General features: G+C 64.4%; 32 protein-coding genes. 29 read left to right on the forward strand and 3 right to left on the reverse strand.

Translation table 11 applies throughout. The annotated features are described in order from the left end of the window. The first annotated feature begins 4 nt into the window (after window positions 1–4). From rplC to FQS62_RS04170, 27 genes are all read left to right on the forward strand, one after another. Complete coding sequence (gene rplC / locus FQS62_RS04040) at window positions 5–655, forward strand: 50S ribosomal protein L3 (protein ID WP_004145336.1); 651 nt, start codon at window positions 5–7, stop codon at window positions 653–655. A gap of 12 nt (window positions 656–667) precedes the next feature. Then, window positions 668–1,273 carry a 50S ribosomal protein L4 gene (gene rplD, locus FQS62_RS04045; protein ID WP_004145337.1) on the forward strand — a complete coding sequence of 202 codons (606 nt, stop codon included), beginning with the start codon at window positions 668–670 and terminating at the stop codon, window positions 1,271–1,273. Continuing rightward, window positions 1,270–1,569, forward strand: a complete 300-nt coding sequence (gene rplW, locus FQS62_RS04050) for a 50S ribosomal protein L23 (protein WP_004145338.1) — start codon at window positions 1,270–1,272, stop codon at window positions 1,567–1,569. Before rplD ends, rplW begins: the two co-directional genes overlap by 4 nt. A 10-nt stretch (window positions 1,570–1,579) precedes the next feature. Continuing rightward, on the forward strand, window positions 1,580–2,407 hold the full coding sequence (rplB, locus tag FQS62_RS04055; RefSeq protein ID WP_004145339.1) for a 50S ribosomal protein L2: 828 nt from the start codon (window positions 1,580–1,582) through the stop codon (window positions 2,405–2,407). Window positions 2,408–2,413: 6 nt separating this feature from the next. Continuing rightward, complete coding sequence (gene rpsS / locus FQS62_RS04060) at window positions 2,414–2,683, forward strand: 30S ribosomal protein S19 (protein WP_004154485.1); 270 nt, start codon at window positions 2,414–2,416, stop codon at window positions 2,681–2,683. Window positions 2,684–2,695: 12 nt separating this feature from the next. Further along, window positions 2,696–3,031 (forward strand): 50S ribosomal protein L22, encoded by a 336-nt coding sequence (gene rplV, locus FQS62_RS04065; protein WP_004145348.1) that lies wholly within the window; start codon window positions 2,696–2,698, stop codon window positions 3,029–3,031. An 18-nt stretch (window positions 3,032–3,049) separates the two neighbouring features. Further along, window positions 3,050–3,784, forward strand: coding sequence for a 30S ribosomal protein S3 (gene rpsC, locus FQS62_RS04070; protein WP_004145350.1), 735 nt, complete (start codon window positions 3,050–3,052; stop codon window positions 3,782–3,784). Window positions 3,785–3,789: 5 nt separating this feature from the next. Next, complete coding sequence (gene rplP, locus FQS62_RS04075; protein ID WP_004154486.1) at window positions 3,790–4,203, forward strand: 50S ribosomal protein L16; 414 nt, start codon at window positions 3,790–3,792, stop codon at window positions 4,201–4,203. After that, window positions 4,203–4,388, forward strand: a complete 186-nt coding sequence (gene rpmC, locus FQS62_RS04080; protein WP_004154487.1) for a 50S ribosomal protein L29 — start codon at window positions 4,203–4,205, stop codon at window positions 4,386–4,388. Before rplP ends, rpmC begins: the two co-directional genes overlap by 1 nt. Before the next feature lie 11 nt (window positions 4,389–4,399). Beyond that, window positions 4,400–4,669 carry a 30S ribosomal protein S17 gene (gene rpsQ, locus FQS62_RS04085; protein WP_004154489.1) on the forward strand — a complete coding sequence of 90 codons (270 nt, stop codon included), beginning with the start codon at window positions 4,400–4,402 and terminating at the stop codon, window positions 4,667–4,669. A 12-nt stretch (window positions 4,670–4,681) separates the two neighbouring features. After that, window positions 4,682–5,050, forward strand: coding sequence for a 50S ribosomal protein L14 (gene rplN, locus FQS62_RS04090; RefSeq protein WP_004145357.1), 369 nt, complete (start codon window positions 4,682–4,684; stop codon window positions 5,048–5,050). Window positions 5,051–5,066: 16 nt separating this feature from the next. Then, window positions 5,067–5,384, forward strand: coding sequence for a 50S ribosomal protein L24 (rplX, locus tag FQS62_RS04095; RefSeq protein ID WP_004154490.1), 318 nt, complete (start codon window positions 5,067–5,069; stop codon window positions 5,382–5,384). Window positions 5,385–5,395: 11 nt separating this feature from the next. Next, window positions 5,396–5,938 carry a 50S ribosomal protein L5 gene (rplE, locus tag FQS62_RS04100; protein WP_004154491.1) on the forward strand — a complete coding sequence of 181 codons (543 nt, stop codon included), beginning with the start codon at window positions 5,396–5,398 and terminating at the stop codon, window positions 5,936–5,938. An 18-nt stretch (window positions 5,939–5,956) separates the two neighbouring features. Then, window positions 5,957–6,262: a 30S ribosomal protein S14 gene (gene rpsN, locus FQS62_RS04105; protein WP_005408209.1), complete on the forward strand. Its 306-nt coding sequence runs from the start codon at window positions 5,957–5,959 to the stop codon at window positions 6,260–6,262. Window positions 6,263–6,520: 258 nt separating this feature from the next. Next, complete coding sequence (gene rpsH, locus FQS62_RS04110; protein WP_005408210.1) at window positions 6,521–6,919, forward strand: 30S ribosomal protein S8; 399 nt, start codon at window positions 6,521–6,523, stop codon at window positions 6,917–6,919. Window positions 6,920–6,937: 18 nt separating this feature from the next. Continuing rightward, window positions 6,938–7,462 carry a 50S ribosomal protein L6 gene (gene rplF, locus FQS62_RS04115; RefSeq protein WP_049447095.1) on the forward strand — a complete coding sequence of 175 codons (525 nt, stop codon included), beginning with the start codon at window positions 6,938–6,940 and terminating at the stop codon, window positions 7,460–7,462. 80 nt (window positions 7,463–7,542) lie between these two features. After that, window positions 7,543–7,902, forward strand: coding sequence for a 50S ribosomal protein L18 (gene rplR, locus FQS62_RS04120; RefSeq protein WP_024957318.1), 360 nt, complete (start codon window positions 7,543–7,545; stop codon window positions 7,900–7,902). A 161-nt stretch (window positions 7,903–8,063) separates the two neighbouring features. Further along, window positions 8,064–8,606 carry a 30S ribosomal protein S5 gene (gene rpsE / locus FQS62_RS04125; RefSeq protein ID WP_004145411.1) on the forward strand — a complete coding sequence of 181 codons (543 nt, stop codon included), beginning with the start codon at window positions 8,064–8,066 and terminating at the stop codon, window positions 8,604–8,606. Further along, on the forward strand, window positions 8,599–8,790 hold the full coding sequence (gene rpmD / locus FQS62_RS04130) for a 50S ribosomal protein L30 (protein ID WP_004145412.1): 192 nt from the start codon (window positions 8,599–8,601) through the stop codon (window positions 8,788–8,790). The genes rpsE and rpmD overlap by 8 nt, the downstream gene beginning before the upstream one ends. Window positions 8,791–8,796: 6 nt before the next feature. Then, complete coding sequence (gene rplO / locus FQS62_RS04135; protein WP_004154498.1) at window positions 8,797–9,240, forward strand: 50S ribosomal protein L15; 444 nt, start codon at window positions 8,797–8,799, stop codon at window positions 9,238–9,240. 7 nt (window positions 9,241–9,247) lie between these two features. Beyond that, complete coding sequence (gene secY, locus FQS62_RS04140) at window positions 9,248–10,615, forward strand: preprotein translocase subunit SecY (protein ID WP_049447091.1); 1,368 nt, start codon at window positions 9,248–9,250, stop codon at window positions 10,613–10,615. A 346-nt stretch (window positions 10,616–10,961) separates the two neighbouring features. After that, window positions 10,962–11,318, forward strand: coding sequence for a 30S ribosomal protein S13 (rpsM, locus tag FQS62_RS04145; protein WP_004154500.1), 357 nt, complete (start codon window positions 10,962–10,964; stop codon window positions 11,316–11,318). 11 nt (window positions 11,319–11,329) lie between these two features. Beyond that, window positions 11,330–11,719 carry a 30S ribosomal protein S11 gene (rpsK, locus tag FQS62_RS04150; protein ID WP_004145443.1) on the forward strand — a complete coding sequence of 130 codons (390 nt, stop codon included), beginning with the start codon at window positions 11,330–11,332 and terminating at the stop codon, window positions 11,717–11,719. A gap of 15 nt (window positions 11,720–11,734) precedes the next feature. Beyond that, window positions 11,735–12,364: a 30S ribosomal protein S4 gene (gene rpsD, locus FQS62_RS04155; RefSeq protein WP_004145446.1), complete on the forward strand. Its 630-nt coding sequence runs from the start codon at window positions 11,735–11,737 to the stop codon at window positions 12,362–12,364. A gap of 55 nt (window positions 12,365–12,419) precedes the next feature. Beyond that, a complete protein-coding gene (gene rpoA / locus FQS62_RS04160) occupies window positions 12,420–13,418 on the forward strand; it encodes a DNA-directed RNA polymerase subunit alpha (RefSeq protein ID WP_005408216.1) in 999 nt (332 codons plus the stop codon). Window positions 13,419–13,608: 190 nt separating this feature from the next. Then, entirely contained in the window at window positions 13,609–13,992 is a 384-nt protein-coding gene (gene rplQ / locus FQS62_RS04165) for a 50S ribosomal protein L17 (protein ID WP_005408217.1), read from the forward strand. 163 nt (window positions 13,993–14,155) lie between these two features. Further along, window positions 14,156–14,662 (forward strand): disulfide bond formation protein B, encoded by a 507-nt coding sequence (locus tag FQS62_RS04170; protein WP_010483974.1) that lies wholly within the window; start codon window positions 14,156–14,158, stop codon window positions 14,660–14,662. Between the two features lie 64 nt (window positions 14,663–14,726). On the opposite strand, the gene FQS62_RS04175 is transcribed toward FQS62_RS04170, so the two are convergent. Further along, complete coding sequence (locus FQS62_RS04175) at window positions 14,727–16,850, reverse strand: TonB-dependent receptor (RefSeq protein ID WP_208043863.1); 2,124 nt, start codon at window positions 16,848–16,850, stop codon at window positions 14,727–14,729. Between the two features lie 215 nt (window positions 16,851–17,065). Here FQS62_RS04175 and FQS62_RS04180 point away from each other — a divergent pair, with 215 nt between their 5' ends. Next, the gene (locus FQS62_RS04180) at window positions 17,066–18,457 is read left to right on the forward strand and encodes a class II 3-deoxy-7-phosphoheptulonate synthase (protein ID WP_032961151.1); all 1,392 of its coding nucleotides are present in this window, start codon (window positions 17,066–17,068) and stop codon (window positions 18,455–18,457) included. Between the two features lie 581 nt (window positions 18,458–19,038). Further along, window positions 19,039–20,226, forward strand: a complete 1,188-nt coding sequence (locus FQS62_RS04185; RefSeq protein ID WP_219630192.1) for a mechanosensitive ion channel family protein — start codon at window positions 19,039–19,041, stop codon at window positions 20,224–20,226. Window positions 20,227–20,298: 72 nt separating this feature from the next. Here FQS62_RS04185 and FQS62_RS04190 read toward each other — a convergent pair whose 3' ends face one another. Continuing rightward, window positions 20,299–21,921, reverse strand: a complete 1,623-nt coding sequence (locus FQS62_RS04190; protein ID WP_208043632.1) for an amidase — start codon at window positions 21,919–21,921, stop codon at window positions 20,299–20,301. 41 nt (window positions 21,922–21,962) lie between these two features. Continuing rightward, window positions 21,963–22,430, reverse strand: a complete 468-nt coding sequence (locus tag FQS62_RS04195) for a DUF2127 domain-containing protein (protein WP_005415426.1) — start codon at window positions 22,428–22,430, stop codon at window positions 21,963–21,965. Window positions 22,431–22,434 lie beyond the last annotated feature (4 nt).

Here is a 22,434-nt window from a genome sequence, read left to right on the forward strand (position 1 = left end):
GACCATGACGAAGAAGTATTCGTTGGGCTTCGTGGGCCGCAAGGCTGGCATGAGCCGCGTGTTCACTGAAGATGGCCGCTCCATCCCGGTGACCCTGATCGAAGCAACCCCGAACCGCATCGCGCAGATCAAGACCGTCGAAACCGACGGCTACAGCGCCGTGCAGGTGACCGTCGGCGCGCGTCGCGCTGCCCTGGTCAACAAGCCGGAAGCCGGCCACTTCGCCAAGGCGAAGGTGGAAGCGGGTCGTGGCCTGTGGGAATTCCGCGTTGAAGACGCGCAGCTCGGCGATTTCGCCGTTGGCGGCGAAGTCAAGGCGGACATCTTCGAAGTCGGCCAGATCGTCGACGTCCAGGGTGTCACCAAGGGTAAGGGCTTCCAGGGCACCATCAAGCGCCACAACTTCCGTATGGGCGATGCAACCCACGGTAACTCGCTGTCGCATCGCGCGCCGGGTTCGCTGGGTCAGCGCCAGACGCCGGGTCGCGTTTTCCCGGGCAAGAAGATGTCGGGCCACATGGGCGCAGTGCAGCAGAGCACCCAGAACCTGGAAGTGGTCAAGGTCGACGTCGAGCGCGGTCTGATCGCCGTTCGCGGCGCCGTTCCGGGCGCGGCGGGTGGCGACGTGATCGTCCGTCCGGCGAGCAAGGCATAAGGAGAGATGACGATGGAACTCGTTATCACGGGTAGCAACAACAAGGTCTCGGTCTCCGACGCCGTGTTCGGTCGCGATTTCAGCGAAGATCTGGTCCACCAGGTCGTCGTTGCCTACCGCAACGCCGGTCGCGCCGGCACCAAGGCACAGAAGACTCGCTCCGAAGTGGCTGGTACCACCAAGAAGTCGAAGAAGCAGAAGGGCGGCGGCGCGCGTCATGGCGCACTGACGGCTCCGATCTTCGTCGGCGGCGGTGTCACCTTCGCGGCCAAGCCGCGCAGCTTCGAGCAGAAGGTCAATCGTAAGCAGTACCGTGCCGCCATGTGCGCGATCCTGTCCGAGCTGAACCGTCAGGGCCGTCTGACCATCGTGGAGTCCTTCGACGTCGAAGTGACCAACACGAAGGGTCTGATCGCCAAGCTGGCCGGCCTGGAAGTGGGCAAGCGCCCGCTGATCGTCACCGAAGAAGCGTCCGAGCACCTGTACCTGTCCGCCCGCAATCTGCCGTACGTGCAGGTGCGTGACGTCCAGGGTCTGGATCCGGTCTCGCTGGTGGGTGCCGACACGGTCGTCATCACCGCTGACGCGGTCAAGAAGGTCGAGGAGTGGCTGGCATGAACAGCAACGAAAAAATCTTCAGCGTGCTGCGTGCCCCGCGTGTCTCCGAAAAGACCGCGCGCCTGCAGGAACTCTCCAACCAGTATGTCTTCGAAGTTTCGAACGAAGCCACCAAGGCCGATGTAAAGGCCGCGGTTGAGCAGCTGTTCGACGTCAAGGTCGAAGCCGTCAACGTGGTCAACGTCAAGGGCAAGAACAAGTCCTTCCGTAACCGTGCTGGCCGCCGCGGCGATTGGCGCAAGGCGTACGTTCGCCTGGCCGATGGCCAGTCGATCGATGTAACGGCCAAGGCCTGAGGTACATCCCATGCCATTGATGAAATTCAAGCCCACTTCCCCCGGCCGCCGTTCGGCCGTGCGCGTGGTCACTCCCGACCTGCACAAGGGTGCTCCGCACGCTGCGCTGGTCGAGTCGCAGAGCCGCTCGGGTGGTCGTAACCACCATGGCCGCATCACCGTGCGTCACGTCGGTGGTGGTGCCAAGCAGCACTACCGCATCATCGACTTCAAGCGCAACAAGCTGGGCATCCCGGCGCGCGTGGAACGCATCGAATACGATCCGAACCGCACCGCGCACATTGCTCTGCTGTGCTACGTCGACGGTGAGCGTCGCTACATCATCGCCCCGAAGGGCCTGAAGGCTGGTGATCAGGTGATCGCTGGTTCGGATGCCCCGATCAAGGCTGGCAACACCCTGCCGCTGCGCAATATCCCGGTCGGCACCACCATCCACTGCATCGAACTGAAGCCGGGCAAGGGCGCTCAGATCGCTCGCGCCGCTGGTGCGGCCGTGCAGCTGGTGGCTCGCGAAGGCATCTACGCCACCCTGCGCCTGCGCTCGGGTGAAATGCGCAAGGTTCCGGTCGAGTGCTGCGCCACCATCGGCGAAGTCGGCAACGACGAGCACAGCCTGGAAAAGCTGGGCAAGGCCGGTGCCAAGCGTTGGCGCGGCGTCCGCCCGACCGTTCGTGGTGCTGCCATGAACCCGGTTGACCACCCGCACGGTGGTGGTGAGGCGAAGGCCGGCCAGGGTAATCCGCATCCGGTCACCCCGTGGGGTGTCCCGACCAAGGGTTACAAGACGCGCCATAACAAGCGCACTCAGCAGTTCATCGTCCGCGATCGTAGGGGCTAATCGACCATGGCACGTTCACTCAAGAAGGGCCCGTTCGTCGATCACCACCTCGTCAAGAAGGTGGAGGCCGCTGCGGGCAGCAAGAAGCCGATCAAGACCTGGTCGCGCCGTTCGATGATCCTGCCTGACATGGTAGGCGTCACCATTGCCGTGCATAACGGCAAGAACCACATCCCGGTTCTCGTCAACGAGAACATGGTCGGCCACAAGCTCGGCGAATTTGCCATCACCCGGACCTTCAAGGGTCACGGTGGTGACAAGAAGTCGGGCAAGTAAGGAGAGATGACAATGGAAGCGAAAGCCATCCTGCGCACTGCGCGCATCTCCCCGCAGAAGGCTCGTCTGGTCGCTGACCAGGTGCGCGGTCTGCCGGCCGAGCGTGCGGTCAACCTGCTGAAGTTCTCGGACAAGAAGGCTGCCCACCTGATCAAGAAGGTGGTGGAGTCGGCTATTGCAAATGCCGAGAACAACCAGGGCGCCGACGTCGACGAGCTGAAGGTTCAGACCATCATGGTTGATGAAGGTCCGACCCTGAAGCGTTTCATGGCGCGGGCGAAAGGCCGCGGTACCCGCATCCTCAAGCGCACCAGCCACATCACTGTGGTTGTGGGCGCCGCCAAGTAAGCGGATAAGGAAAAGACCATGGGTCATAAAGTTCATCCGATTGGTATCCGCCTCGGCATTTCCAAGGACTGGAACTCCAAGTGGTACGCCAACAAGGCCGAGTTCGCTGGTTACCTGGCAGCCGACCTGAAAGTGCGCGAAATGCTGCGCAAGAAGCTGGCTCAGGCCGGCATCAGCAAGATCCTGATCGAGCGTCCGGCCAAGACCGCTCGCGTGACGATCCACACCGCCCGTCCGGGCGTGGTGATCGGCAAGCGCGGTGAGGACATCGAGAAGCTGCGCAAGGAAGTGAGCGAGATGATGGGCGTCCCGGCGCACATCAACGTCACCGAAGTGCGCAAGCCGGAACTGGACGCGCAGCTCGTTGCCGAGTCGATCGCCCAGCAGCTGGAGCGTCGCATCATGTTCCGCCGTGCAATGAAGCGCTCGGTCGGCAACGCGATGCGCCTGGGTGCCCTGGGCATCAAGGTCAACGTCGGTGGCCGCCTCAACGGTGCAGAAATTGCCCGTTCGGAGTGGTACCGCGAAGGCCGCGTGCCGCTGCACACCCTGCGTGCCGACATCGACTATGGCTTCGCTGAAGCCAAGACGACCTACGGCATCATCGGCATCAAGGTCTGGATCTACAAGGGCGAGGTCTTCGATTTCTCCCAGGTTGGCCAGGAAAAGCAGGACGACACCCCGTCGCGCAACGATCGTCACGATCGCGGCGACCGTGGTGACCGTCAGCGCCCGGCCCGTGAAGCGAGGTAACGACAATGTTGCAACCCAAGCGAACCAAGTACCGCAAGGTACACAAGGGCCGTAACGATGGCCTGAGCTGGAGCGCCAACGCTGTCAGCTTCGGCGAATACGGCCTGAAGGCAACCGCACACGGTCAGCTGACCGCGCGTCAGATCGAAGCGGCCCGCCGCTCGATCAGCCGCTACGTCAAGCGCGGCGGCAAGATGTGGATCCGCGTGTTCCCCGACAAGCCCATCACCAAGAAGCCCATCGAAGTCCGAATGGGTTCTGGTAAGGGCAACGTGGAATACTGGGTGGCCCAGATCCAGCCCGGCCGCATGATCTATGAAATCGAGGGTGTTTCCGAGGAAGTGGCTCGCGAGGCGTTCCGCCTGGCCGCCGCCAAGCTCTCGGTCACCACCACTTTCGTGACCCGTACGGTGCGCTGATGGATATCAAAACTCTCCGTGAAAAGTCGGCTGACGAACTCAAGGCCCACCTGATCGACCTGCGTAAGGAACAGTTCTCTGTCCGTATGCAGCAGGTCACCGGCCAGCTGCCGAAGACCCACGACATTCGCCGGGTCCGTCGCGAGATTGCTCGCGTCAAGACCCTGCTCGGCAGCACGAAGTAAGGATGGCCGCTATGAGCGACAATACTGAAAAGAAGACGCTGCGCACGGTCGAAGGCCGTGTCGTCAGCAACAAGATGGACAAGACGGTTACCGTCCTGGTTGAGCGTCAGGTCAAGCACGCGCTGTACGGCAAGTACATCAAGCGCTCGACGAAGCTGCACGCCCACGATGCCGACAACGCCTGCAAGGAAGGCGATGTCGTCCGCGTGACCGAGATTGCTCCGATGTCCAAGACCAAGAACTGGCGCGTGGTGGAAGTCATCACGCGTGCGGCTGAATAAGGAGTCTGAATCATGATCCAGATGCAGAGCTACCTTGACGTCGCGGACAATTCGGGTGCCAAGCAGGTGATGTGCTTCAAGGTGCTGGGTGGTTCCAAGCGCCGTTACGCCGGCATCGGCGACATCATCAAGGTCACCGTGAAGGATGCGATTCCGCGCGGCAAGGTCAAGAAGGGTGAAGTGTATGACGCCGTCGTGGTGCGTACCCGCAAGGGTGTGCGTCGCGCCGACGGCTCGCTGATCCGCTTCGACGGCAACGCTGCCGTTCTGCTGAACAGCAAGCAGGAGCCGATCGGTACCCGTATCTTCGGGCCGGTGACTCGTGAACTTCGTTCGGAGAAGTTCATGAAGATCGTCTCGCTCGCTCCCGAAGTGCTGTGAGCGACAGGAGATAATCATGGCTAACCGTATCAAGAAGGGCGACCAGGTTGTCGTCAACGCTGGCAAGGACAAGGGCAAGCAGGGCGAAGTCGTCCGCGTCGACGGCGACCGCGTGGTCGTCGCCAACGTGAACATCGTCAAGCGCCACACCAAGCCGAACCCGCAGGCAGGTGTTGCCGGCGGCGTGGTCGAGCGCGAAGCTTCGATCCATATCTCCAACGTGAATGTTCTGAACCCGGCTTCGGGCAAGGGCGAACGCGTTGGCTTCAAGGTGCTGGAGGATGGACGCAAACTGCGTGTGTTCCGCTCCAGCGGTGAGGCGCTCGACGCCTGAGGAATGAGAAGATGAGTTCCCGTCTCGAAAAGTTCTACAAGGACGAAGTGGTGCCGGCGCTGATGAAGCAGTTCGGCTACACCAATCCGATGGAAGTGCCGAAGCTGGTCAAGGTCACCCTGAACATGGGTGTCGGCGAAGCGGCCACCAACAAGAAGATCCTGGAAAACGCCGTCGGCGACATGACCAAGATTTCCGGCCAGAAGCCGGTTGTCACCAAGTCGCGCGTGTCGGTTGCGTCGTTCAAGATCCGCGATGGTTGGCCGATCGGCTGCAAGACCACGCTGCGTCGCCACAAGATGTACGAGTTCCTGGATCGCCTGATCAACATCTCGCTGCCGCGCGTGCGCGACTTCCGTGGTGTTTCCGGTCGTTCCTTCGACGGCCGCGGCAACTTCAACATGGGTGTGAAGGAGCAGATCATCTTCCCGGAAATCGACTTCGACGCCGTCGACGCGATCCGCGGTATGGATATCGCCATCACCACCACTGCGAAGACCGACGCGGAAGCGAAGGCGCTGCTGGCAGCGTTCAAGTTCCCGTTCCGTAACTGATCTGTCGAGGAAACCGAAATGGCAAAGACCTCCATGGTCAACCGCGACATCAAGCGGGAAAAGCTGGCAAAGAAGTACGCTGAAAAGCGTGCGGCTCTGAAGAAGATCGTGTCCTCCGTGGACGCGACCTACGAAGAGAAGATCGACGCCGCAACCAAGCTGGCCAAGCTGCCGCGCGATTCGTCGCCGAGCCGCCAGCGCAACCGTTGCGAGCTGTCGGGTCGTCCGCGTGGCGTCTACAGCAAGTTCGGCCTCGGCCGTAACAAGCTGCGTGAAGCCACCATGCGCGGCGACGTCCCGGGTCTGCGCAAGGCCAGCTGGTAATCCCAGCCGGCCCTGCGATCAGGAGCACCTCCGGGGGTTCCTGAACCGGGCAGGGGAGGCATTCAGCCTTCCCGACGCAAAAAAACCGAAGAGCCCGGCGCAAGCCGGGCTCTTTTGGCGTATACTCCCGCGTCTTGCCCTGTGCAGACGGGGTTGTAGGAGTGGGCTTCCGGCCCGCTGCATCAAGGGACCTGGCCCGTTTCCAGGAGACAACAGATTTTCGCGAAAGCGGATATCGGTGCACTCAAAGGTACTCATATGAGCATGACTGATCCCATCGCCGACCTGCTGGTCCGCATCAAGAATGCGGCCGCGGTTGGCAAGCAGACGGTGAAAGCCCCGTCGTCCAAGATCAAGGTTGCGATCGCCCAGGTCCTGAAGGACGAGGGTTACATCACCGACCTGCGCGTGACCCAGCTGGAAAACAACAAGTCCGAGCTGGAAATCGTGCTGAAGTATTTCGAAGGCAAGCCGGTCATCGCGACCCTGAAGCGCTTCTCGCGTTCGGGCCTGCGCCAGTACCGCGGCAAGAGCGAGCTGCCGAAGGTCATGAACGGCCTGGGTATCTCCATCATTTCCACCTCCAAGGGCATCATGACTGATGCGCAGGCGCGCCAGCTGGGCGTCGGCGGCGAAGTCCTGTGCTTCGTGGCCTAAGGCGAAAGGAGTAGAACTATGTCCCGCGTAGCCAAGAAGCCGATCGACCTGGGTAAGGTTGAACTGAACGTCCAGTCGGACAGCGTCACCGCCAAGGGCCCGAAGGGCACCCTGTCGCTGGCCAAGCCGGCTGGTATTGCCATCAACGTCGACAACGGCGTTGCCACCCTGAGCACCGAGAACGCCGAGCTGGTCGCACTGACCGGTACCGTGCGTGCGATCCTGTCCAACATGGTCAAGGGCGTGTCCGAAGGCTTCGAGCGCAAGCTGGAGCTGGTCGGCGTGGGTTACCGCGCTGCCATGCAGGGCAAGGACCTGAGCCTGTCCCTGGGCTTCTCGCACCCGGTCGTGTTCGTGGCGCCGGAAGGCATCACCATCACCACCCCGACCCAGACCGAGATCCTGGTCCAGGGCGCTGACAAGCAGGTCGTCGGTGAAGTTGCCGCCAAGATCCGTGCGTTCCGCAAGCCGGAGCCGTACAAGGGCAAGGGCGTGAAGTACTCCGACGAAGTCATCATCCGTAAGGAAGCCAAGAAGGCGTAAGTGCGAGTCCCTCGCAAGAGCCCGCACATCCATGTGCGGACTCCTCAGGGAAAAGCCCATCCTTCAGCTTTCAAGGAACAATCAAAATGAACAAGAACATCGCCCGCCTGCGTCGCGCCAAGTCGACCCGCGCCCACATCCGTGAGCTCGGTGTCGCCCGCCTGTCGGTGCTGCGCACCGGCCAGCACCTGTACGCCCAGGTCTTCACCGCCGACGGTTCCAAGGTGCTGGCTGCCGCCAACACCACCCAGACCGACGTCATGGAAGGCCTGAAGAACGGCAAGAACGCCGACGCCGCCGCCAAGGTCGGCCGCATCGTCGCTGAGCGCGCCAAGGCCGCCGGCGTCGAGAAGGTTGCCTTCGATCGTTCGGGCTACCGCTACCACGGCCGCATCAAGGCCCTGGCAGAAGCCGCCCGCGAAGCCGGCCTGCAGTTCTAAGGGATAAGGGCAGGGGACCAGTGGTCTCCTGCCCGCCTGCTCGCCAGCCTGAGTGAGGCTGGACGGCGCCACTCTTCTGCAGTGGCCCACCGGAACGACGCGACATTCCACAACCATAAGCGGCCCCGAGCCGTACATACCCAAACTACCAAGGAATCAAAATGGCAGAAGAGCGTCAGCAGCGGGGTCGCGATCGCGACCGTAACCGCGAAGAGAAAGTCGACGACGGCATGATCGAAAAGCTGGTCGCGGTCAACCGCGTCAGCAAGACCGTCAAGGGTGGCCGCCAGTTCACCTTCACCGCCCTGACCGTTGTCGGCGACGGCGAAGGCAAGGTCGGTTTTGGTTATGGCAAGGCCCGCGAAGTGCCGGTCGCCATCCAGAAGTCGATGGAACAGGCCCGCAAGAACCTGGTCAGCGTTGACCTGAACAACGGCACCCTGTGGCACACCATCAAGGATGGTCACGGCGCAGCCCGCGTGTTCATGCAGCCGGCTTCGGAAGGTACCGGCGTCATCGCCGGCGGTGCCATGCGCGCCGTGCTGGAAGCCGTTGGCGTGAAGAACGTGCTGGCGAAGGCCACCGGTTCGCGCAACCCGATCAACCTGGTGCGTGCCACCGTGAAGGGCCTGTCTGCTGCGCAGTCGCCGGCTCGCATCGCGGCCAAGCGCGGCAAGAAGGTGGAGGAACTCAACCATGGCTAATGAGTCCAACAAGACTGTGAAGGTGCGCCTGGTGCGCGGCCTGCGTGGTGCTCAGTCGCGTCACCGCCTGTCGGTGCGTGCCCTGGGCCTGAACAAGCTCAACGATGTCCGTGAACTGAAGGACAGCCCGCAGGTTCGCGGTCTGATCAACACCGTTCACTACCTCGTCAAGGTTGAGGAGTAATCGATCATGACTCTGCGTCTCAATGAACTGAGCCCGGCACCGGGCGCCCGCACCGAGCGCACCCGCGTCGGTCGCGGTATCGGCTCGGGCCTGGGCAAGACTGCCGGCCGTGGCCACAAGGGTTCGTTCGCCCGTAAGGGTGGCGGCAAGATCAAGGCTGGCTTCGAAGGCGGCCAGACCCCCATGCAGCGTCGTCTGCCGAAGATCGGCTTCCGTTCGCCGATCGCCAAGGACACCGCTGAAGTGCTGCTGTACGCGCTGGACAAGCTGCCGGCCGGTGAGATCGACTTCGCCGCCCTGCGTGCTGCCAAGCTGGTCCCGAGCACTGCAAAGAAGGCCAAGGTCGTCGTCAAGGGCGAAGTGACCAAGGCGTTCACCCTGAAGGGTATCGCTGCCACGGCGGGTGCCAAGGCCGCGATCGAAGCTGCCGGCGGCAGCGTAACGGAGTAAGAAAATCATGGCGCAAGCTGGCATCGGTAACCTCGCGGGCGGAATGGGCAAGTTCACTGAACTTCGCCAACGTTTGCTGTTCGTCGTCGGGGCTTTGATCGTCTATCGCATTGGCTGCTACGTGCCGGTGCCGGGCGTCAATCCCGATGCCATGCTTGCCATGATGCAACAGCAGGGCGGCGGCATCGTGGACATGTTCAACATGTTCTCGGGCGGCGCCCTGCACCGTTTCAGCATCTTCGCGCTGAACGTGATGCCGTACATCTCGGCATCGATCGTGATGCAGCTGGCCGTGCACATCTTCCCCGCCCTGAAGGCGATGCAGAAGGAAGGTGAGTCCGGCCGCCGCAAGATCACCCAGTATTCGCGCATCGGCGCCGTGCTGCTGGCAGTGGTGCAGGGCGGTTCGATCGCGCTGGCCCTGCAGGGCCAGGTCTCGCCGTCGGGCGCTCCGGTCGTGTACGCACCGGGCATGGGCTTCGTGCTCACCGCCGTGGTCGCGCTGACCGCCGGCACCATGTTCCTGATGTGGGTCGGTGAGCAGGTCACCGAGCGCGGCATCGGCAACGGTGTGTCGCTGATCATCTTCGCCGGTATCGTCGCTGGCCTGCCGGGTGCGGTCATCCACACCTTCGACGCCTACCGCGACGGCAACATCCAGTTCATCCAGCTGCTGCTGATCGCCATCGTCGTGCTCGCCTTCACCTTCTTCGTGGTGTTCGTCGAGCGTGGCCAGCGCCGGATCACGGTCAATTACGCGCGCCGCCAGGGCGGTCGCAACGCGTACATGAACCAGACCTCGTTCCTGCCGCTGAAGCTCAACATGGCCGGCGTCATCCCGGCGATCTTCGCCTCGAGCCTGCTGGCCTTCCCGGCCACCCTGGCCATGTGGTCCGGCCAGGCCGCCAACCAGAGCAGCATGGGCCAGATCCTGCAGAAGGTCGCCAATGCCCTGGGTCCGGGCGAGCCGCTGCACATGATCGTGTTCGCTGCGCTGATCACCGGTTTCGCGTTCTTCTATACCGCGCTGGTGTTCAACTCGCAGGAAACCGCCGACAACCTGAAGAAGTCGGGCGCGCTGATTCCGGGCATCCGTCCGGGCAAGGCCACCGCCGACTACATCGACGGCGTGCTGACCCGCCTGACCGCGGCCGGCTCGGCCTACCTGGTGATCGTCTGCCTGCTGCCGGAACTGATGCGCACGCAGCTGAACGCCTCGTTCTACTTCGGCGGTACTTCGCTGCTGATCGTGGTGGTGGTGGTGATGGACTTCATCGCCCAGGTGCAGGCGCACCTGATGTCCCACCAGTACGAGAGCCTGTTGAAGAAGGCCAACCTGAAGGGCGGCAACCGCGGCGGTTTTGCCCGCGGCTGATTGGCCTGTTATACTTTCGTCTTCCTGACGTGATGGTCCCTCCGCTTCGCGGACTCCTGCCACACAAACGAAGGGCGGCCCCCGCAGCGGTTCCGGGTGGGGGTGTGATGAGGTGGTCCCGCGCTGGAGTAGCGCGGGCGGCCCCGGGGGAAACCCCAGGTCCAACCCCATCCGGCGCCGGAGCCTGGGCACACTCCCCAGGCCGGGTCCATGAAACCAATGGTTTCACGGGCTTCCATGTAAACCGGAACCTTGTTAGTATCGCTAGTCACTTTTTTGATCCATCCTGCCGGATTGGCGTGCCCGAGGCGCGCTGTCGGCCATCACTCAGCTGGAGAACCGCGTCATGGCGCGTATTGCAGGCGTCAACCTGCCAGCCCAGAAGCACGTCTGGGTCGGGTTGCAAAGCATTTACGGCATCGGCCGTACCCGTTCGAAGAAGGTCTGCGAAGTCGCAGGCGTTGCTTCGACCACCAAGATCCGCGATCTGTCGGAGCCGGAAATCGAGCGCCTGCGCGCCGAAGTCGGCAAGTACATCGTGGAAGGCGATCTGCGCCGTGAGATCGGCATCGCGATCAAGCGCCTGATGGACCTGGGCTGCTACCGCGGCCTGCGTCACCGTCGTGGCCTCCCGCTGCGTGGCCAGCGCACCCGTACCAACGCCCGCACCCGCAAGGGTCCGCGCAAGGCGATCAAGAAGTAAGGGACTGAGAAATGGCTAAGCCCGCTGCTAAGACCAAGAAGAAGATCAAGCGCGTCGTCACCGACGGCGTTGCCCACGTCCACGCTTCGTTCAACAACACCATCGTCACCATCACCGACCGCCAGGGCAACGCTCTGTCGTGGGCGACCTCCGGTGGCGCTGGCTTCCGCGGTTCGCGCAAGTCGACCCCGTTCGCTGCCCAGGTGGCTGCTGAAAAGGCCGGTCGTGCTGCGCTGGACTACGGCGTGAAGTCGCTGGAAGTCCGCATCAAGGGCCCGGGTCCGGGCCGTGAGTCGGCCGTGCGTTCGTTGAACAACGTCGGCTACAAGATCACCAACATCATCGACGTGACGCCTATCCCGCACAACGGGTGCCGTCCGCCGAAGAAGCGTCGCGTCTAAAGGGAGCGATAAGAAATGGCTCGTTATATCGGTCCTACCTGTAAGCTCGCCCGTCGCGAAGGCGCCGACCTGTCCCTGAAGAGCCCGGCGCGTGCGCTGGACTCGAAGTGCAAGCTGGAGCAGAAGCCCGGCCAGCACGGCGCCACTGCCCGCAAGGGCAAGCTGTCCGACTACGCCACCCAGCTGCGTGAAAAGCAGAAGGTCAAGCGTATCTACGGCCTGCTGGAGCGTCAGTTCCGCAACTACTACAAGAAGGCCTCGACCAAGAAGGGCAACACCGGCGAGAACCTGCTGCAGCTGCTGGAAACCCGACTGGACAACGTCGTCTACCGCATGGGCTTCGCCGTGACCCGTCCGGCTGCCCGTCAGCTGGTGTCGCACCGCGGCGTCACCGTGAATGGCAAGTCGGTCAACCTGGCTTCGTACCAGGTCAAGGCTGGCGACGCCATCGCCCTGTCTGAAAAGGCTGCCAAGCAGCTGCGCGTCCAGGAAGCCCTGACCGTCGCCGCCCAGCATGACCTGAGCCCGTCGTGGGTTGAAGTGGATTCCGGCAAGTTCACCGGCATCTTCAAGGCTGTTCCGGATCGTTCGGATCTGCCTGCGGACATCAACGAAGCGCTGATCGTCGAGCTGTATTCGAAGTAATTCACATTGGAGAGCCCCCGGCGACGGCCGGGGGTTCACTAGGAGAACCCGCAACATGACGGTTACCGCCAACCAGGTTCTGCGTCCTCGCGGTCCGCAGATCGAACGCCTTACCGACACCCGTGCAAAGGTCGTTATCGAACCTTTGGAGCGGGGTTACGGGCATACGCTGGGTAATGCCCTGCGTCGCGTGCTGCTGTCGTCCATCCCGGGCTTCGCCATCACGGAAGTCGAAATCGACGGCGTGTTGCATGAGTACACCACGGTCGAAGGTCTGCAGGAGGACGTGCTCGAAGTCCTGCTGAACCTGAAGGACGTGGCCATCCGTATGCACTCCGGCGACAGCGCCACCCTGTCCCTGTCCAAGCAGGGCCCGGGCGTTGTCACCGCTGCCGATATCAAGGTCGACCACAATGTGGAGATCCTGAACGGCGACCATGTGATCTGCCACCTGACCAAGGATACGGCGATCAACATGCGTCTGAAGATCGAACGTGGTTTCGGCTACCAGCCGGCTGCCGCGCGTCGTCGTCCGGACGAAGAAACCCGTGCCATCGGCCGCCTGGTCCTGGATGCCTCGTTCTCGCCGGTCCGCCGCGTCGCCTATGCCGTGGAAGCGGCCCGCGTCGAACAGCGTACCGACCTGGACAAGCTGGTCATCGATATCGAGACCAACGGCACCATCGATGCCGAGGAAGCCGTGCGCACCGCCGCCGACATCCTCAGCGACCAGCTGTCGGTGTTCGGTGACTTCACCCACCGCGACCGCGGTGCGGCCAAGCCGGCCAACAACGGCGTGGATCCGGTGCTGCTGCGCCCGATCGACGATCTGGAGCTGACCGTGCGTTCGGCCAACTGCCTGAAGGCTGAAAGCATCTACTACATCGGCGATCTGATCCAGAAGACCGAAGTGGAGCTGCTGAAGACCCCGAACCTGGGCAAGAAGTCGCTCACCGAGATCAAGGAAGTGCTGGCTCAGCGCGGCCTGTCCCTCGGCATGAAGCTGGAGAACTGGCCGCCGGCCGGTGTCGCCAGCCACGGCATGCTGGGCTGATATCGGTAATGCCTGAAGGCTCCACCGTTCGCGGTGGGGCCTTCAACGCAACACAACATGCCACGACGAACGAAGGTTCGCGCGGCAGGTCGTCCAGGACGGGCGGCCAGGACCATCCGCAGTCCGCGCAGCAACGCCAGGAAGGCGACAACGATCCACACAGTCTCATCATTAACCAAGGAATATCACCATGCGTCACCAGAAGTCTGGCCGTAAGTTCAGCCGTACCAGCGCCCACCGCGAAGCGATGTTCAAGAACATGGCCGCCTCGCTGTTCAAGCACGAGCTGATCAAGACCACCCTGCCGAAGGCCAAGGAACTGCGCCGCGTTGCCGAGCCGCTGATCACCCTGGCCAAGGTCGACTCCGTCGCCAACCGCCGTCTGGCCTTCGCTCGCCTGCGCGACAACGAAGCCGTGGGCAACCTGTTCACCATCCTGGGCCCGCGCTACGCGAACCGTCCGGGCGGCTACCTGCGTCTGCTGAAGTGCGGCTTCCGCGCCGGCGACAACGCGCCGATGGCGTACGTCGAGCTGGTTGACCGTCCGGTCGTGGCCGAGGAAGTGGCCGAGTAATCGGACCGCTCCAACGCGACACAGCGAAAGCCCGGCCTCTGCCGGGCTTTTGCGTTTCTGGAGCGGATTCGACCCGCACCGTTCCGACAGGCGTCACCTGTGGCGGTTCGAATGGCGCGCACTCTCGGTTACGCTTGGCGCCTGATCCATTCGAGCGTTGACGATGAATCCACTGCGCTGGCCCTTCCGCGCCCAGTTCTTCCTGGGCTTCCTGATCTGCGCGGGCCTGCTTGGCTACGCGATCTTCCTGCAGTTGAAGATGGGCCTGGAGCCGTGTCCGCTGTGCATCTTCCAGCGCCTGGCCTTCGCCGCGCTCGGCCTGCTGTTCCTGATCGGTGCGCTGCACGGGCCTTCCAACCGCCCGGGACGCGCGACCTATGGCGTGCTGGCGTTCATTGCCGCCGCAGTGGGTGTCGGCATCGCCGCGCGCCACGTCTACGTGCAGATGCTGCCGCCGGAAATGGGTTCCACCTGTGGCCCGCCGCTGGCGTTCCTGAGCGAGACCATGGGGCCGCTGGAGGTGTTCCGCACCGTGCTGACCGGTACCGGCAACTGCGGCAACATCGACTGGACCTTCCTGGGCCTGACCATGCCGATGTGGTCGGGCGTGTGGTTCGTGCTGCTGGCGTTGTGGGCGCTGGTGGTGTCGCTGCGCAAGGTCAAGCGCTGAAGCAGGGTAGTGCCGGCCGCTGGCCGGCACACCGTGGGAATGCCGGCCAGCGGCCGGCACAACCTCAGAAATCCTGCTGCACGCTCAGGTAAGCACCGCGGCGAGGTCCCCACTGCGGGGCGAACACGCCGACACCGCCGCCATCGCGCAGCTGGTAGCTGCGATCCAGTGCGTTGATCACGGCCAGCTGCACGTGCAACGGATGGCCGCTGTCGGCGTTGAAGTCGTGCCCCGCGCTGAGGTTCACCTGCAGGTACGACGGCAGCTCGCCACCATTGGGCACGCCCTCGATGTCCGAACGCAGGCCGCTGCTGAACACGTAGTTGGCCCCGATCCGGTTGTGCCCGGCAAAGGCGTAGCTGAGGCCACCTGACGAGGTCAGCTTCTGGTCGTGATCGAGATGGATCCAGTGGTCGGCCACATAGGCCAGCGCGTCCGGATCGAGGTTGTACTGGCTGGTGATCACCTGGGTGCCGATGGCCTTGTTGTACGCCGCGTTGAAGTAGGCGCTGAACGGACCGTTGCTGTAGTCGGCACTGAACTCCAGGCCGCGGATATGGCCACGGCGATAGTTGAAGGTCGAGTAGATGTAGGCGGCGCCGAACTGGCCTTCATCCTGCAGGCGCGCAACACGGCGGTCATACGCATCCACGCCCAGGGTCAGGTGCTCGCCCAGCTGCTGCGAGACGCCGATGTCGTAGTAGTCGCTGCGCTCGGCCAGCGGCGTGTTGTTGTCACCGCTGGGCTGCTGGTTGGTGGTGCCGTCGTATAGCGCGATGTCGCTGCTGGCGATCAGCTCGCTGGCCGGTGGCGTGAAGTAGCGTGAATAGCCGGCGTGCACGGTGGTGCTGTCGCTGGCATTCCAGACCACGCCCAGACGCGGGCTCAGCTGACCCTCGGTGCGACCGAAGGCTTTGTAGCGGTCACCGCGCAGACCATAGTTCACCGTCCAGTCGTCGCCGATCTTCCATTCGTCCTGCACATACAGCGCCACCGTGCTGGCGTGGAACGCGCTGCGATCCAGGATCAGCAACGGCGTGGTGCTGGACTGCTGGCCGGCGTCATCAACCGGGAACACCCAGCTGTTGTTGCTGGCCCGCGCGTTCTCGTAGTTGCCGTACAGGCCATAGCGCAGCGTATGGTCGTTGCCCAACGGCGTGGAAAAGTCGGCCTGCAGGGTGTTGGCGCGGTTGCTGCGCTGGACCTGCGAGGCGACGCCACTGAACACCAGATCGCCGACCACGTCGGGATTGAAGCCGACATCGCTGTAACGTTGCCCGGCCGAGACCTGGTAGGCGGTGCCACGCAGTGTGCCCTGCAGCACCAGCATGCCGAAGCGGGTGGTTTCGCGCTGGGTCTCATCCAGCTGGCTGGAATCAAAGGTGGTGGTGTCCAGGTAGCCGAACTGCGGCGTCTGGCCGGGGTTGACCGGAATCTGGAAGCGGTTGTTGGCGAAGCCGGCGAACACGCTCAGGCGGGTGGTGTCGTTGACCAGGTAGGTCAGGTCGGCGAACGCCTTGCCCTGATGGGTGTCGTCGTGCAGCGGCTTGCGTGAGCGGGTCGGGTTCTCCAGGCCGACCTCGTTCTGGTCGTAGTTGCCAGTCAGGAACCAGCTCCAGCGCCCCTGTGAGCCCCACCAGGAGGCATTCGGATTGACCTTGCCAAGCGAGCCGGTGGTAATGCCGACGCTGCCGCCATTGCCGAGCTCGGCGCCACTGCGGGTGGTGATGTCGACCACCGCGGCGGTGCGCTCGCCGAACTGGGCCGGCAACGCGCCGTCCATCAGCCGGATGCTCTTGATCGTGCGCGCATCCAGGGTCTGGCCGAAGCCGGAGATCGACTCCGGCAGCAGCACACCGTTGATGCGGTACTGCAGGTTGGCGTGGTCGCCGCGCACGTGCACGCCGCCGTAGGAATCCTGGACCACGCCGGGCGCCTGCAGCAGCACCTGGCTGAGCGGCGCGGAGGCACCCAGCGGCTGTTTCTGGATGTCTTCGGCGGTGATCTGGTACTGGCTGCTGCCGATGTCCGGCGACAGCGCATTGCGGGCCTGGTCGAGCTGGGCGCTGACGGTGACCGTGTCGAGGTCCTTCACGGGAGCGGCGGCATCGGCGGCCACAGCGAGGGAAGGCAGACTGGCCAGGGACAGGGCGAAGGTGATGCCGGTAGCGAGGGGCGAGGGCTTCATGGCGGATAGGCTGTGGAAGGGGCCGGTGGGAGTGATTGTTACTTCGTAACAGTGCGTGGCGAATCATGCGCCTGTGCGGGCGACCGTGGGCATGCGGTTTCTGGCCGATCGCGATGCCCTTTCCCCGGCGTTCAGTCATGTGCAGAGCGCGCCCAGCCCTTTGCGCCAGCGGCTGGCTCTGCGACCATGACCGCCCCCCTCCCCGGAAGTCTGCAATGAGCCTGTCCGCCGTTCCGCCCGTTCTCGATCCCGCCGCGACCGCTGCTGGCGCTGCCTGGTCGCCGGAGAGCTGGCGCGGCAAGACCGCGCTGCAGATGCCGACTTACCCTGACCCGGTGGCGCTGGACGCCGCCCTGCACGAACTGAAGCGGCTGCCGCCGCTGGTCACCTCGTGGGAGATCCTGGCGCTGAAGCAGCAGTTGGCCGAGGCTCAGGAAGGCAAGCGCTTCCTGCTGCAGGGCGGCGACTGCGCCGAGAACTTCAGCGACTGCGAATCGGGCACCATCTCCAACCGCCTGAAGGTGCTGCTGCAGATGAGCCTGGTGCTGGTGCACGGCCTGCGCCAGCCGGTGATCCGCGTTGGCCGCTTCGCGGGCCAGTACGCCAAGCCGCGTTCGGCCGACACCGAGACCCGTGACGGCGTGACGCTGCCCAGCTACCGCGGTGACGTGATCAATGCCCCGGCGTTTACCGAAGCCGCGCGTCTGCCGGACCCGAAGCGGATGCTGCAGGCCCACGCACATTCGGCGATGACGATGAACTTCGTGCGGGCGCTGATCGACGGCGGTTTCGCCGACCTGCACCACCCCGAATACTGGAACCTGGAGTGGGTAAGCCACTCGCCGCTGGCGGCCGAGTACCAGAAGATGGTGGCGTCGATCGGCGATGCGGTGCACTTCATGGAGACCCTGGCCGGGGCCCGCGTGCACAACCTCAACCGCATCGATTTCTACACCTCGCACGAAGCGCTGCTGCTGCCCTACGAGCAGGCGCTGACCCGCCAGGTGCCGCGCCAGCAGGGCTGGTTGAACCTGAGCACGCATTACCCGTGGATCGGCATGCGCACCGCCGCGCTTGACGGCGCGCACGTGGAATACCTGCGTGGCGTGCGCAATCCGATTGCGATCAAGGTCGGCCCGTCGGTGACGCCGGACCAGCTGCTGCGCCTGATCGATGTGCTCAACCCGCATGACGAGCCGGGTCGACTGAGCTTCATCCACCGTATGGGGGCCGCGCAGATCGCCGAGAAGCTGCCGCCGCTGCTGGATGCGGTCAAGCGTGATGGCCGCCGCGTGCTGTGGGTGTGCGATGCGATGCATGGCAACACCGAAAGCACCGCCAATGGCTTCAAGACGCGGCGCTTCGACAATGTGCGTGGCGAAGTGGAGATGTCGTTCGATCTGCATGCGGCCGCAGGCACGCGCCTGGGCGGTGTGCATCTGGAGCTGACCGGCGAAGACGTGACCGAGTGCACCGGTGGCGCGCGCGAACTGACCGAGCGGGACCTGGAGCGCGCGTATCGTTCAACGGTGGACCCGCGGTTGAATTACGAGCAGTCGCTGGAGATCGCGATGGCGATCGTGCGCAAGCAGGAGCAAGTGCGGTAAGGTTTTTTCGGCAGGGCTTGCAGCCCTGCACCTGCCAGAAGCCGAAGCAACAGCAACGGCAGAAGCGGGCATTCCGTGGGATGGCGGGGCGGTGTGGGCAGGCAGGACACGCCGTGAACCCATCCATGGGGGCTCGATGGCGCCATCCATGGCGCCAACGGTCCTGCCTGCCCACACCGCCCCACCTCTGACAGATTCCGGCGGCTGTTGGTGGGTGTCGACCTTGGTCGACACGGTGGATCCACGCCATGCGTGGATGCTTTTGGATTCCAATTCGAAATATTCGATTCCGATGGAGATTCATCCACGCATGGCGTGGATCTACTGCAGATCGCGGGAATCTGTCGAAGGCGGGGTGGGTCCGGTTGCGGGAGTGTCCGCGGCATGGATGCCGCGGCCAAGCCCCCATGGATGGGTTTACGGCGTCTCCCGCAACCGGACCCACCCTGGCATCCCACAGGAAACCCGCTTCTGCTTCTGCTTCGGCTGTTGCCGTTGCTCCAGCACGCAGCAGGTGCAGGGCTGCAAGCCCTGCCGACCAACACCCTGCTTACGAACGGCTGACGTGACGCTCATGCGCCATGCGCGAGGCTGTCCACCTGGTTGTTCGACTGGAGGTGGCAACGGTGCACTGGCAGAGCGCACAGGCCTACGCATGGCCGTTGGGATTGGCCGTGGTGGTGGGCGGCATAGGAGCGTGGCTGATCCTGTGGATCTATCACCGGCTGAAAGGGCGTGATCGCCGGCGTGCGCGCATCGGGCGCGTGCTCGGGCTGCCGATGGCCACCGCGTGGCCGCTGCTGCTCTTGATTCCCGCCTTGCAGGCGACGCCACTGCAGGATCCGTTGCTGGGCCATCTGCAGCACGGACTACACATTGCATTGATGGCCTGCTTCGTCTGGCTGCTGGTACGCGCGGTGGCGGCGGGCGAGCGCGCGATCCTGCGCAGCCATCCCATCGATGTCTCCGACAACCTGGAAGCGCGCCGCATCCAGACCCAGACGCGGGTACTCAGTCGCGTGCTGATGGGCGGCATCATCGTGCTGGGCGCATCGCTGGTGCTGCTGACCTTCCCGATGGTGCAGAAGATCGGCACGGCGCTGCTGGCGTCGGCGGGCCTGATCGGACTGGTGGCGGGCATCGCCGCCAAGCCGGTGTTCGGCAACCTCATCGCCGGCCTGCAGATCGCACTGACGCAGCCGATCCGCCTGGACGACGTGGTGATCGTCGAGGGCGAGTGGGGACGCATCGAGGAGATCGGCAGCAGCTACGTGGTGGTGCGGATCTGGGATGAGCGGCGGATGGTGGTGCCGCTGACCTGGTTCATCGAGAACCCGTTCCAGAACTGGACGCGGCGCAGCGCCGACCTGCTCGGTACCGCATTCTTCTGGCTGGACTACCGCGCGCCCATTGCGGCGATCCGCGCCGAGCTGGAGCGCATCTGCCGGGGCGAAGCGCTGTGGGATGGCCGGGTCTGCGTGACCCAGGTGACCGAGACCAGCGAGCGTGCGATCCAGGTGCGCCTGCTGGTCAGCGCGCGCAGCTCCGGTGATGCCTTCGACCTGCGTTGCCTGGTGCGCGAACGCATGCTCGATTTCCTCGCACGTGAGCATCCGCAGTCGTTGCCGCAGGTGCGTGCGCGGCTGCAACACGAAGACGAGCTGGATATGCCGCGTGGCCCGAGGGCGCGCACTGCGGATGTGCGTTCGCCGGGTGCTGAAGATGGTGAGGCGGCGATCGTGCCAGCGGAGCCCGACCAGCCGCTGTAGAGCCGAGCCATGCTCGGCTGCTTTCGATTTTCCGTTGAAGCCGAGCGTGGGCTCGGCTCTACAGAAACACGATCACGGCTCGCCGGCGTCGATCAGTGCATCGGTATCGAAGTGCGGCGGGCGCCGTGCGCGCGTGCGCTGTTCGTAGGCGTAGGCCATTTCGATCAGCTTCGGTTCGCTCCAGGCGGTGCCCATGAACAGCAGGCCGACCGGCAGGCCATCGATCTGGCCCATCGGCACGGTCAGGCTGGGATAACCGGCCACGGCGGCGGCGCTGTAGCTTTCGCCAGGGAAGTCGTCGCCTTCGCTGCGGATCGGCCATGCCACGCCGGTGGTTGGCGCCACCAGGGCGTCAAGCTGGTGGGTGGCGAGGGCGGCGTCGATGCCTTCCGGGCCGGCCAGGCGGCGCGCATCGCTGCGTACGCGGATGTAGGCGGGGTCGGCCAGGCCGGCGGTGGCATCGGCTTCCACCAGCAGCTCCTGGCCGAACAGGCCCAGTTCCTGCTTGCTGTGCGCCTGGTTGAAGGCGATCAGCTCGGCCAGGCTGCGCAGTGGCGCGCGGTGGGTGCTGAAGTAGCGCTCCAGCCCGGCCTTGAACTCGTACAGCAGCAGCGTGCGCTCGGCCTCGGCCCAGGCGCCCTGGTTGGGCAGCTCCACCGGCACCACCACGGCGCCGGCGCGACGCAGCTCGGTCGCCGCCTGTTCGATCAGTGGCGGCATGCCACGGTACTTCAGCAGCGGTGTCTGCAGCAGGCCGATGCGCTTGCCGCGCAGGCCCTGCGGGTCCAGGCGCGCGGTGTAGTCGTAGACCGCACGGCCGGGCATGGTCGCGGTGGCCGGGTCGGCATCGTCGCGGCCCGCGATCGCGGTCAGTACAGCGGCGGCGTCGGCGACACTGCGCGCCATCGGTCCAGCGGTGTCCTGGCTGAACGAGATCGGGATGATGCCGTCGCGGCTGACCAGGCCGACCGTCGGTTTCAGGCCGACCACACCGTTGATCGCCGCCGGGCAGACGATGCTGCCGTCGGTCTCGGTGCCGATCGCCACGCTGGCCAGGTTGGCGGCCACGGCCACCGCGCTGCCGCTGCTGGAGCCACAGGGCGAATGGCTCAGCCGATAGGGATTGCGGGTCTGGCCGCCACGCGCGCTCCAACCGGAGATCGAATCATTGCCGCGGAAATTGGCCCATTCGCTCAGATTGGTCTTGCCCAGCACCACCGCACCGGCTTCGCGCAGCCGCCGTACCAGGTATGCATCGTCCGGACGGAATCCCTGCAGCGCCAGCGAGCCGGCACTGGTGGCCATCGGCGCGGCGTTGATGTTGTCCTTCAATAGCAGCGGGATGCCATGCAGCGGGCCACGCAGGCGACCATCACGGCGCTCGCGGTCGCGCGCGGCGGCTTCCTTCAGGGCATCGGGGTTGAGCTCGATCACCGCGCGCAGGCGCGGCCCGGTGCGGTCCAGGGCAGCGATGCGCTGCAGGTAGGCCTGGGTCAGGGTGGTGCTGTCCAGTTCACCGGCGGTCATCCGCGCCTGCAGGTCGGTGACATCGGTTTCGGCGTACGGGAACGGCACGTTGCGGCTCGCAGGTTCGGCCGCATGCGCGCTGGGCGTGGCCGGACTGCAGCCAGCCGAAAGCAGCGCAGGCAGCGCGGCGAGCAGGCAGGTCAGCAGAGGCGGCAAGGACGGGCGCATGGGGCGGCTTGGTCGGCTCCAATCCCCAGTGTAGCCGGTGCTCAGCGGTGGCGCTTGCGCAGGTCGCGGGCGAGGACGTAGACCACGATCAGGTTGATCGCCAGGATCGTCCACGACGGCCAGCCGGGGTGGCGGATGATCGCGAAGATATCGAAGGGCAGGTACAGCGAGGCGGTCAGGCAGCCCAGCCAGGAGGCCCAGGCCTTGGCCCGCCAAAGGCCCCAGGCTTCGACCAGGTGCAGCAGGCCGTAGCCGATCATCCCCGCCGCGGCCAGGTGGACCGCGTCGGGGCTGATCATGTGCAGCAGCGAGGGCAGGGTGCCATGGTCCGGGTCCAGGCTGAAACGCCGGATCAGGACCATGATGCCGTGCCGCAGCGGCTGCGGTCCGAGCACTTCCAGCCCGGTGGCGGCCAACAGTGCCAGCATCGCCTTGCTCGCTTCGAGCAGGGCGATGACGTGGAGACCCGGATGCCGGTGTGGATCCGGGTTGTAGCCGCTCTGGTTCACGGGG

Source organism: Stenotrophomonas sp. SBJS02, assembly GCF_020428325.2.
Taxonomy (GTDB): domain Bacteria; phylum Pseudomonadota; class Gammaproteobacteria; order Xanthomonadales; family Xanthomonadaceae; genus Stenotrophomonas; species Stenotrophomonas africana.

Coding starts and splice junctions, on each gene's coding strand:
- rplC (WP_004145336.1), top strand. CDS start 5: ATGACGAAGAAGTATTCGTTGGGCTTCGTGGGCCGCAAGGCTGGCATG.
- rplD (WP_004145337.1), top strand. CDS start 668: ATGGAACTCGTTATCACGGGTAGCAACAACAAGGTCTCGGTCTCCGAC.
- rplW (WP_004145338.1), top strand. CDS start 1,270: ATGAACAGCAACGAAAAAATCTTCAGCGTGCTGCGTGCCCCGCGTGTC.
- rplB (WP_004145339.1), top strand. CDS start 1,580: ATGCCATTGATGAAATTCAAGCCCACTTCCCCCGGCCGCCGTTCGGCC.
- rpsS (WP_004154485.1), top strand. CDS start 2,414: ATGGCACGTTCACTCAAGAAGGGCCCGTTCGTCGATCACCACCTCGTC.
- rplV (WP_004145348.1), top strand. CDS start 2,696: ATGGAAGCGAAAGCCATCCTGCGCACTGCGCGCATCTCCCCGCAGAAG.
- rpsC (WP_004145350.1), top strand. CDS start 3,050: ATGGGTCATAAAGTTCATCCGATTGGTATCCGCCTCGGCATTTCCAAG.
- rplP (WP_004154486.1), top strand. CDS start 3,790: ATGTTGCAACCCAAGCGAACCAAGTACCGCAAGGTACACAAGGGCCGT.
- rpmC (WP_004154487.1), top strand. CDS start 4,203: ATGGATATCAAAACTCTCCGTGAAAAGTCGGCTGACGAACTCAAGGCC.
- rpsQ (WP_004154489.1), top strand. CDS start 4,400: ATGAGCGACAATACTGAAAAGAAGACGCTGCGCACGGTCGAAGGCCGT.
- rplN (WP_004145357.1), top strand. CDS start 4,682: ATGATCCAGATGCAGAGCTACCTTGACGTCGCGGACAATTCGGGTGCC.
- rplX (WP_004154490.1), top strand. CDS start 5,067: ATGGCTAACCGTATCAAGAAGGGCGACCAGGTTGTCGTCAACGCTGGC.
- rplE (WP_004154491.1), top strand. CDS start 5,396: ATGAGTTCCCGTCTCGAAAAGTTCTACAAGGACGAAGTGGTGCCGGCG.
- rpsN (WP_005408209.1), top strand. CDS start 5,957: ATGGCAAAGACCTCCATGGTCAACCGCGACATCAAGCGGGAAAAGCTG.
- rpsH (WP_005408210.1), top strand. CDS start 6,521: ATGAGCATGACTGATCCCATCGCCGACCTGCTGGTCCGCATCAAGAAT.
- rplF (WP_049447095.1), top strand. CDS start 6,938: ATGTCCCGCGTAGCCAAGAAGCCGATCGACCTGGGTAAGGTTGAACTG.
- rpsE (WP_004145411.1), top strand. CDS start 8,064: ATGGCAGAAGAGCGTCAGCAGCGGGGTCGCGATCGCGACCGTAACCGC.
- rpmD (WP_004145412.1), top strand. CDS start 8,599: ATGGCTAATGAGTCCAACAAGACTGTGAAGGTGCGCCTGGTGCGCGGC.
- rplO (WP_004154498.1), top strand. CDS start 8,797: ATGACTCTGCGTCTCAATGAACTGAGCCCGGCACCGGGCGCCCGCACC.
- secY (WP_049447091.1), top strand. CDS start 9,248: ATGGCGCAAGCTGGCATCGGTAACCTCGCGGGCGGAATGGGCAAGTTC.
- rpsM (WP_004154500.1), top strand. CDS start 10,962: ATGGCGCGTATTGCAGGCGTCAACCTGCCAGCCCAGAAGCACGTCTGG.
- rpsK (WP_004145443.1), top strand. CDS start 11,330: ATGGCTAAGCCCGCTGCTAAGACCAAGAAGAAGATCAAGCGCGTCGTC.
- rpsD (WP_004145446.1), top strand. CDS start 11,735: ATGGCTCGTTATATCGGTCCTACCTGTAAGCTCGCCCGTCGCGAAGGC.
- rpoA (WP_005408216.1), top strand. CDS start 12,420: ATGACGGTTACCGCCAACCAGGTTCTGCGTCCTCGCGGTCCGCAGATC.
- rplQ (WP_005408217.1), top strand. CDS start 13,609: ATGCGTCACCAGAAGTCTGGCCGTAAGTTCAGCCGTACCAGCGCCCAC.
- FQS62_RS04170 (WP_010483974.1), top strand. CDS start 14,156: ATGAATCCACTGCGCTGGCCCTTCCGCGCCCAGTTCTTCCTGGGCTTC.
- FQS62_RS04175 (WP_208043863.1), bottom strand. CDS start 16,850: ATGAAGCCCTCGCCCCTCGCTACCGGCATCACCTTCGCCCTGTCCCTG.
- FQS62_RS04180 (WP_032961151.1), top strand. CDS start 17,066: ATGAGCCTGTCCGCCGTTCCGCCCGTTCTCGATCCCGCCGCGACCGCT.
- FQS62_RS04185 (WP_219630192.1), top strand. CDS start 19,039: ATGCGCGAGGCTGTCCACCTGGTTGTTCGACTGGAGGTGGCAACGGTG.
- FQS62_RS04190 (WP_208043632.1), bottom strand. CDS start 21,921: ATGCGCCCGTCCTTGCCGCCTCTGCTGACCTGCCTGCTCGCCGCGCTG.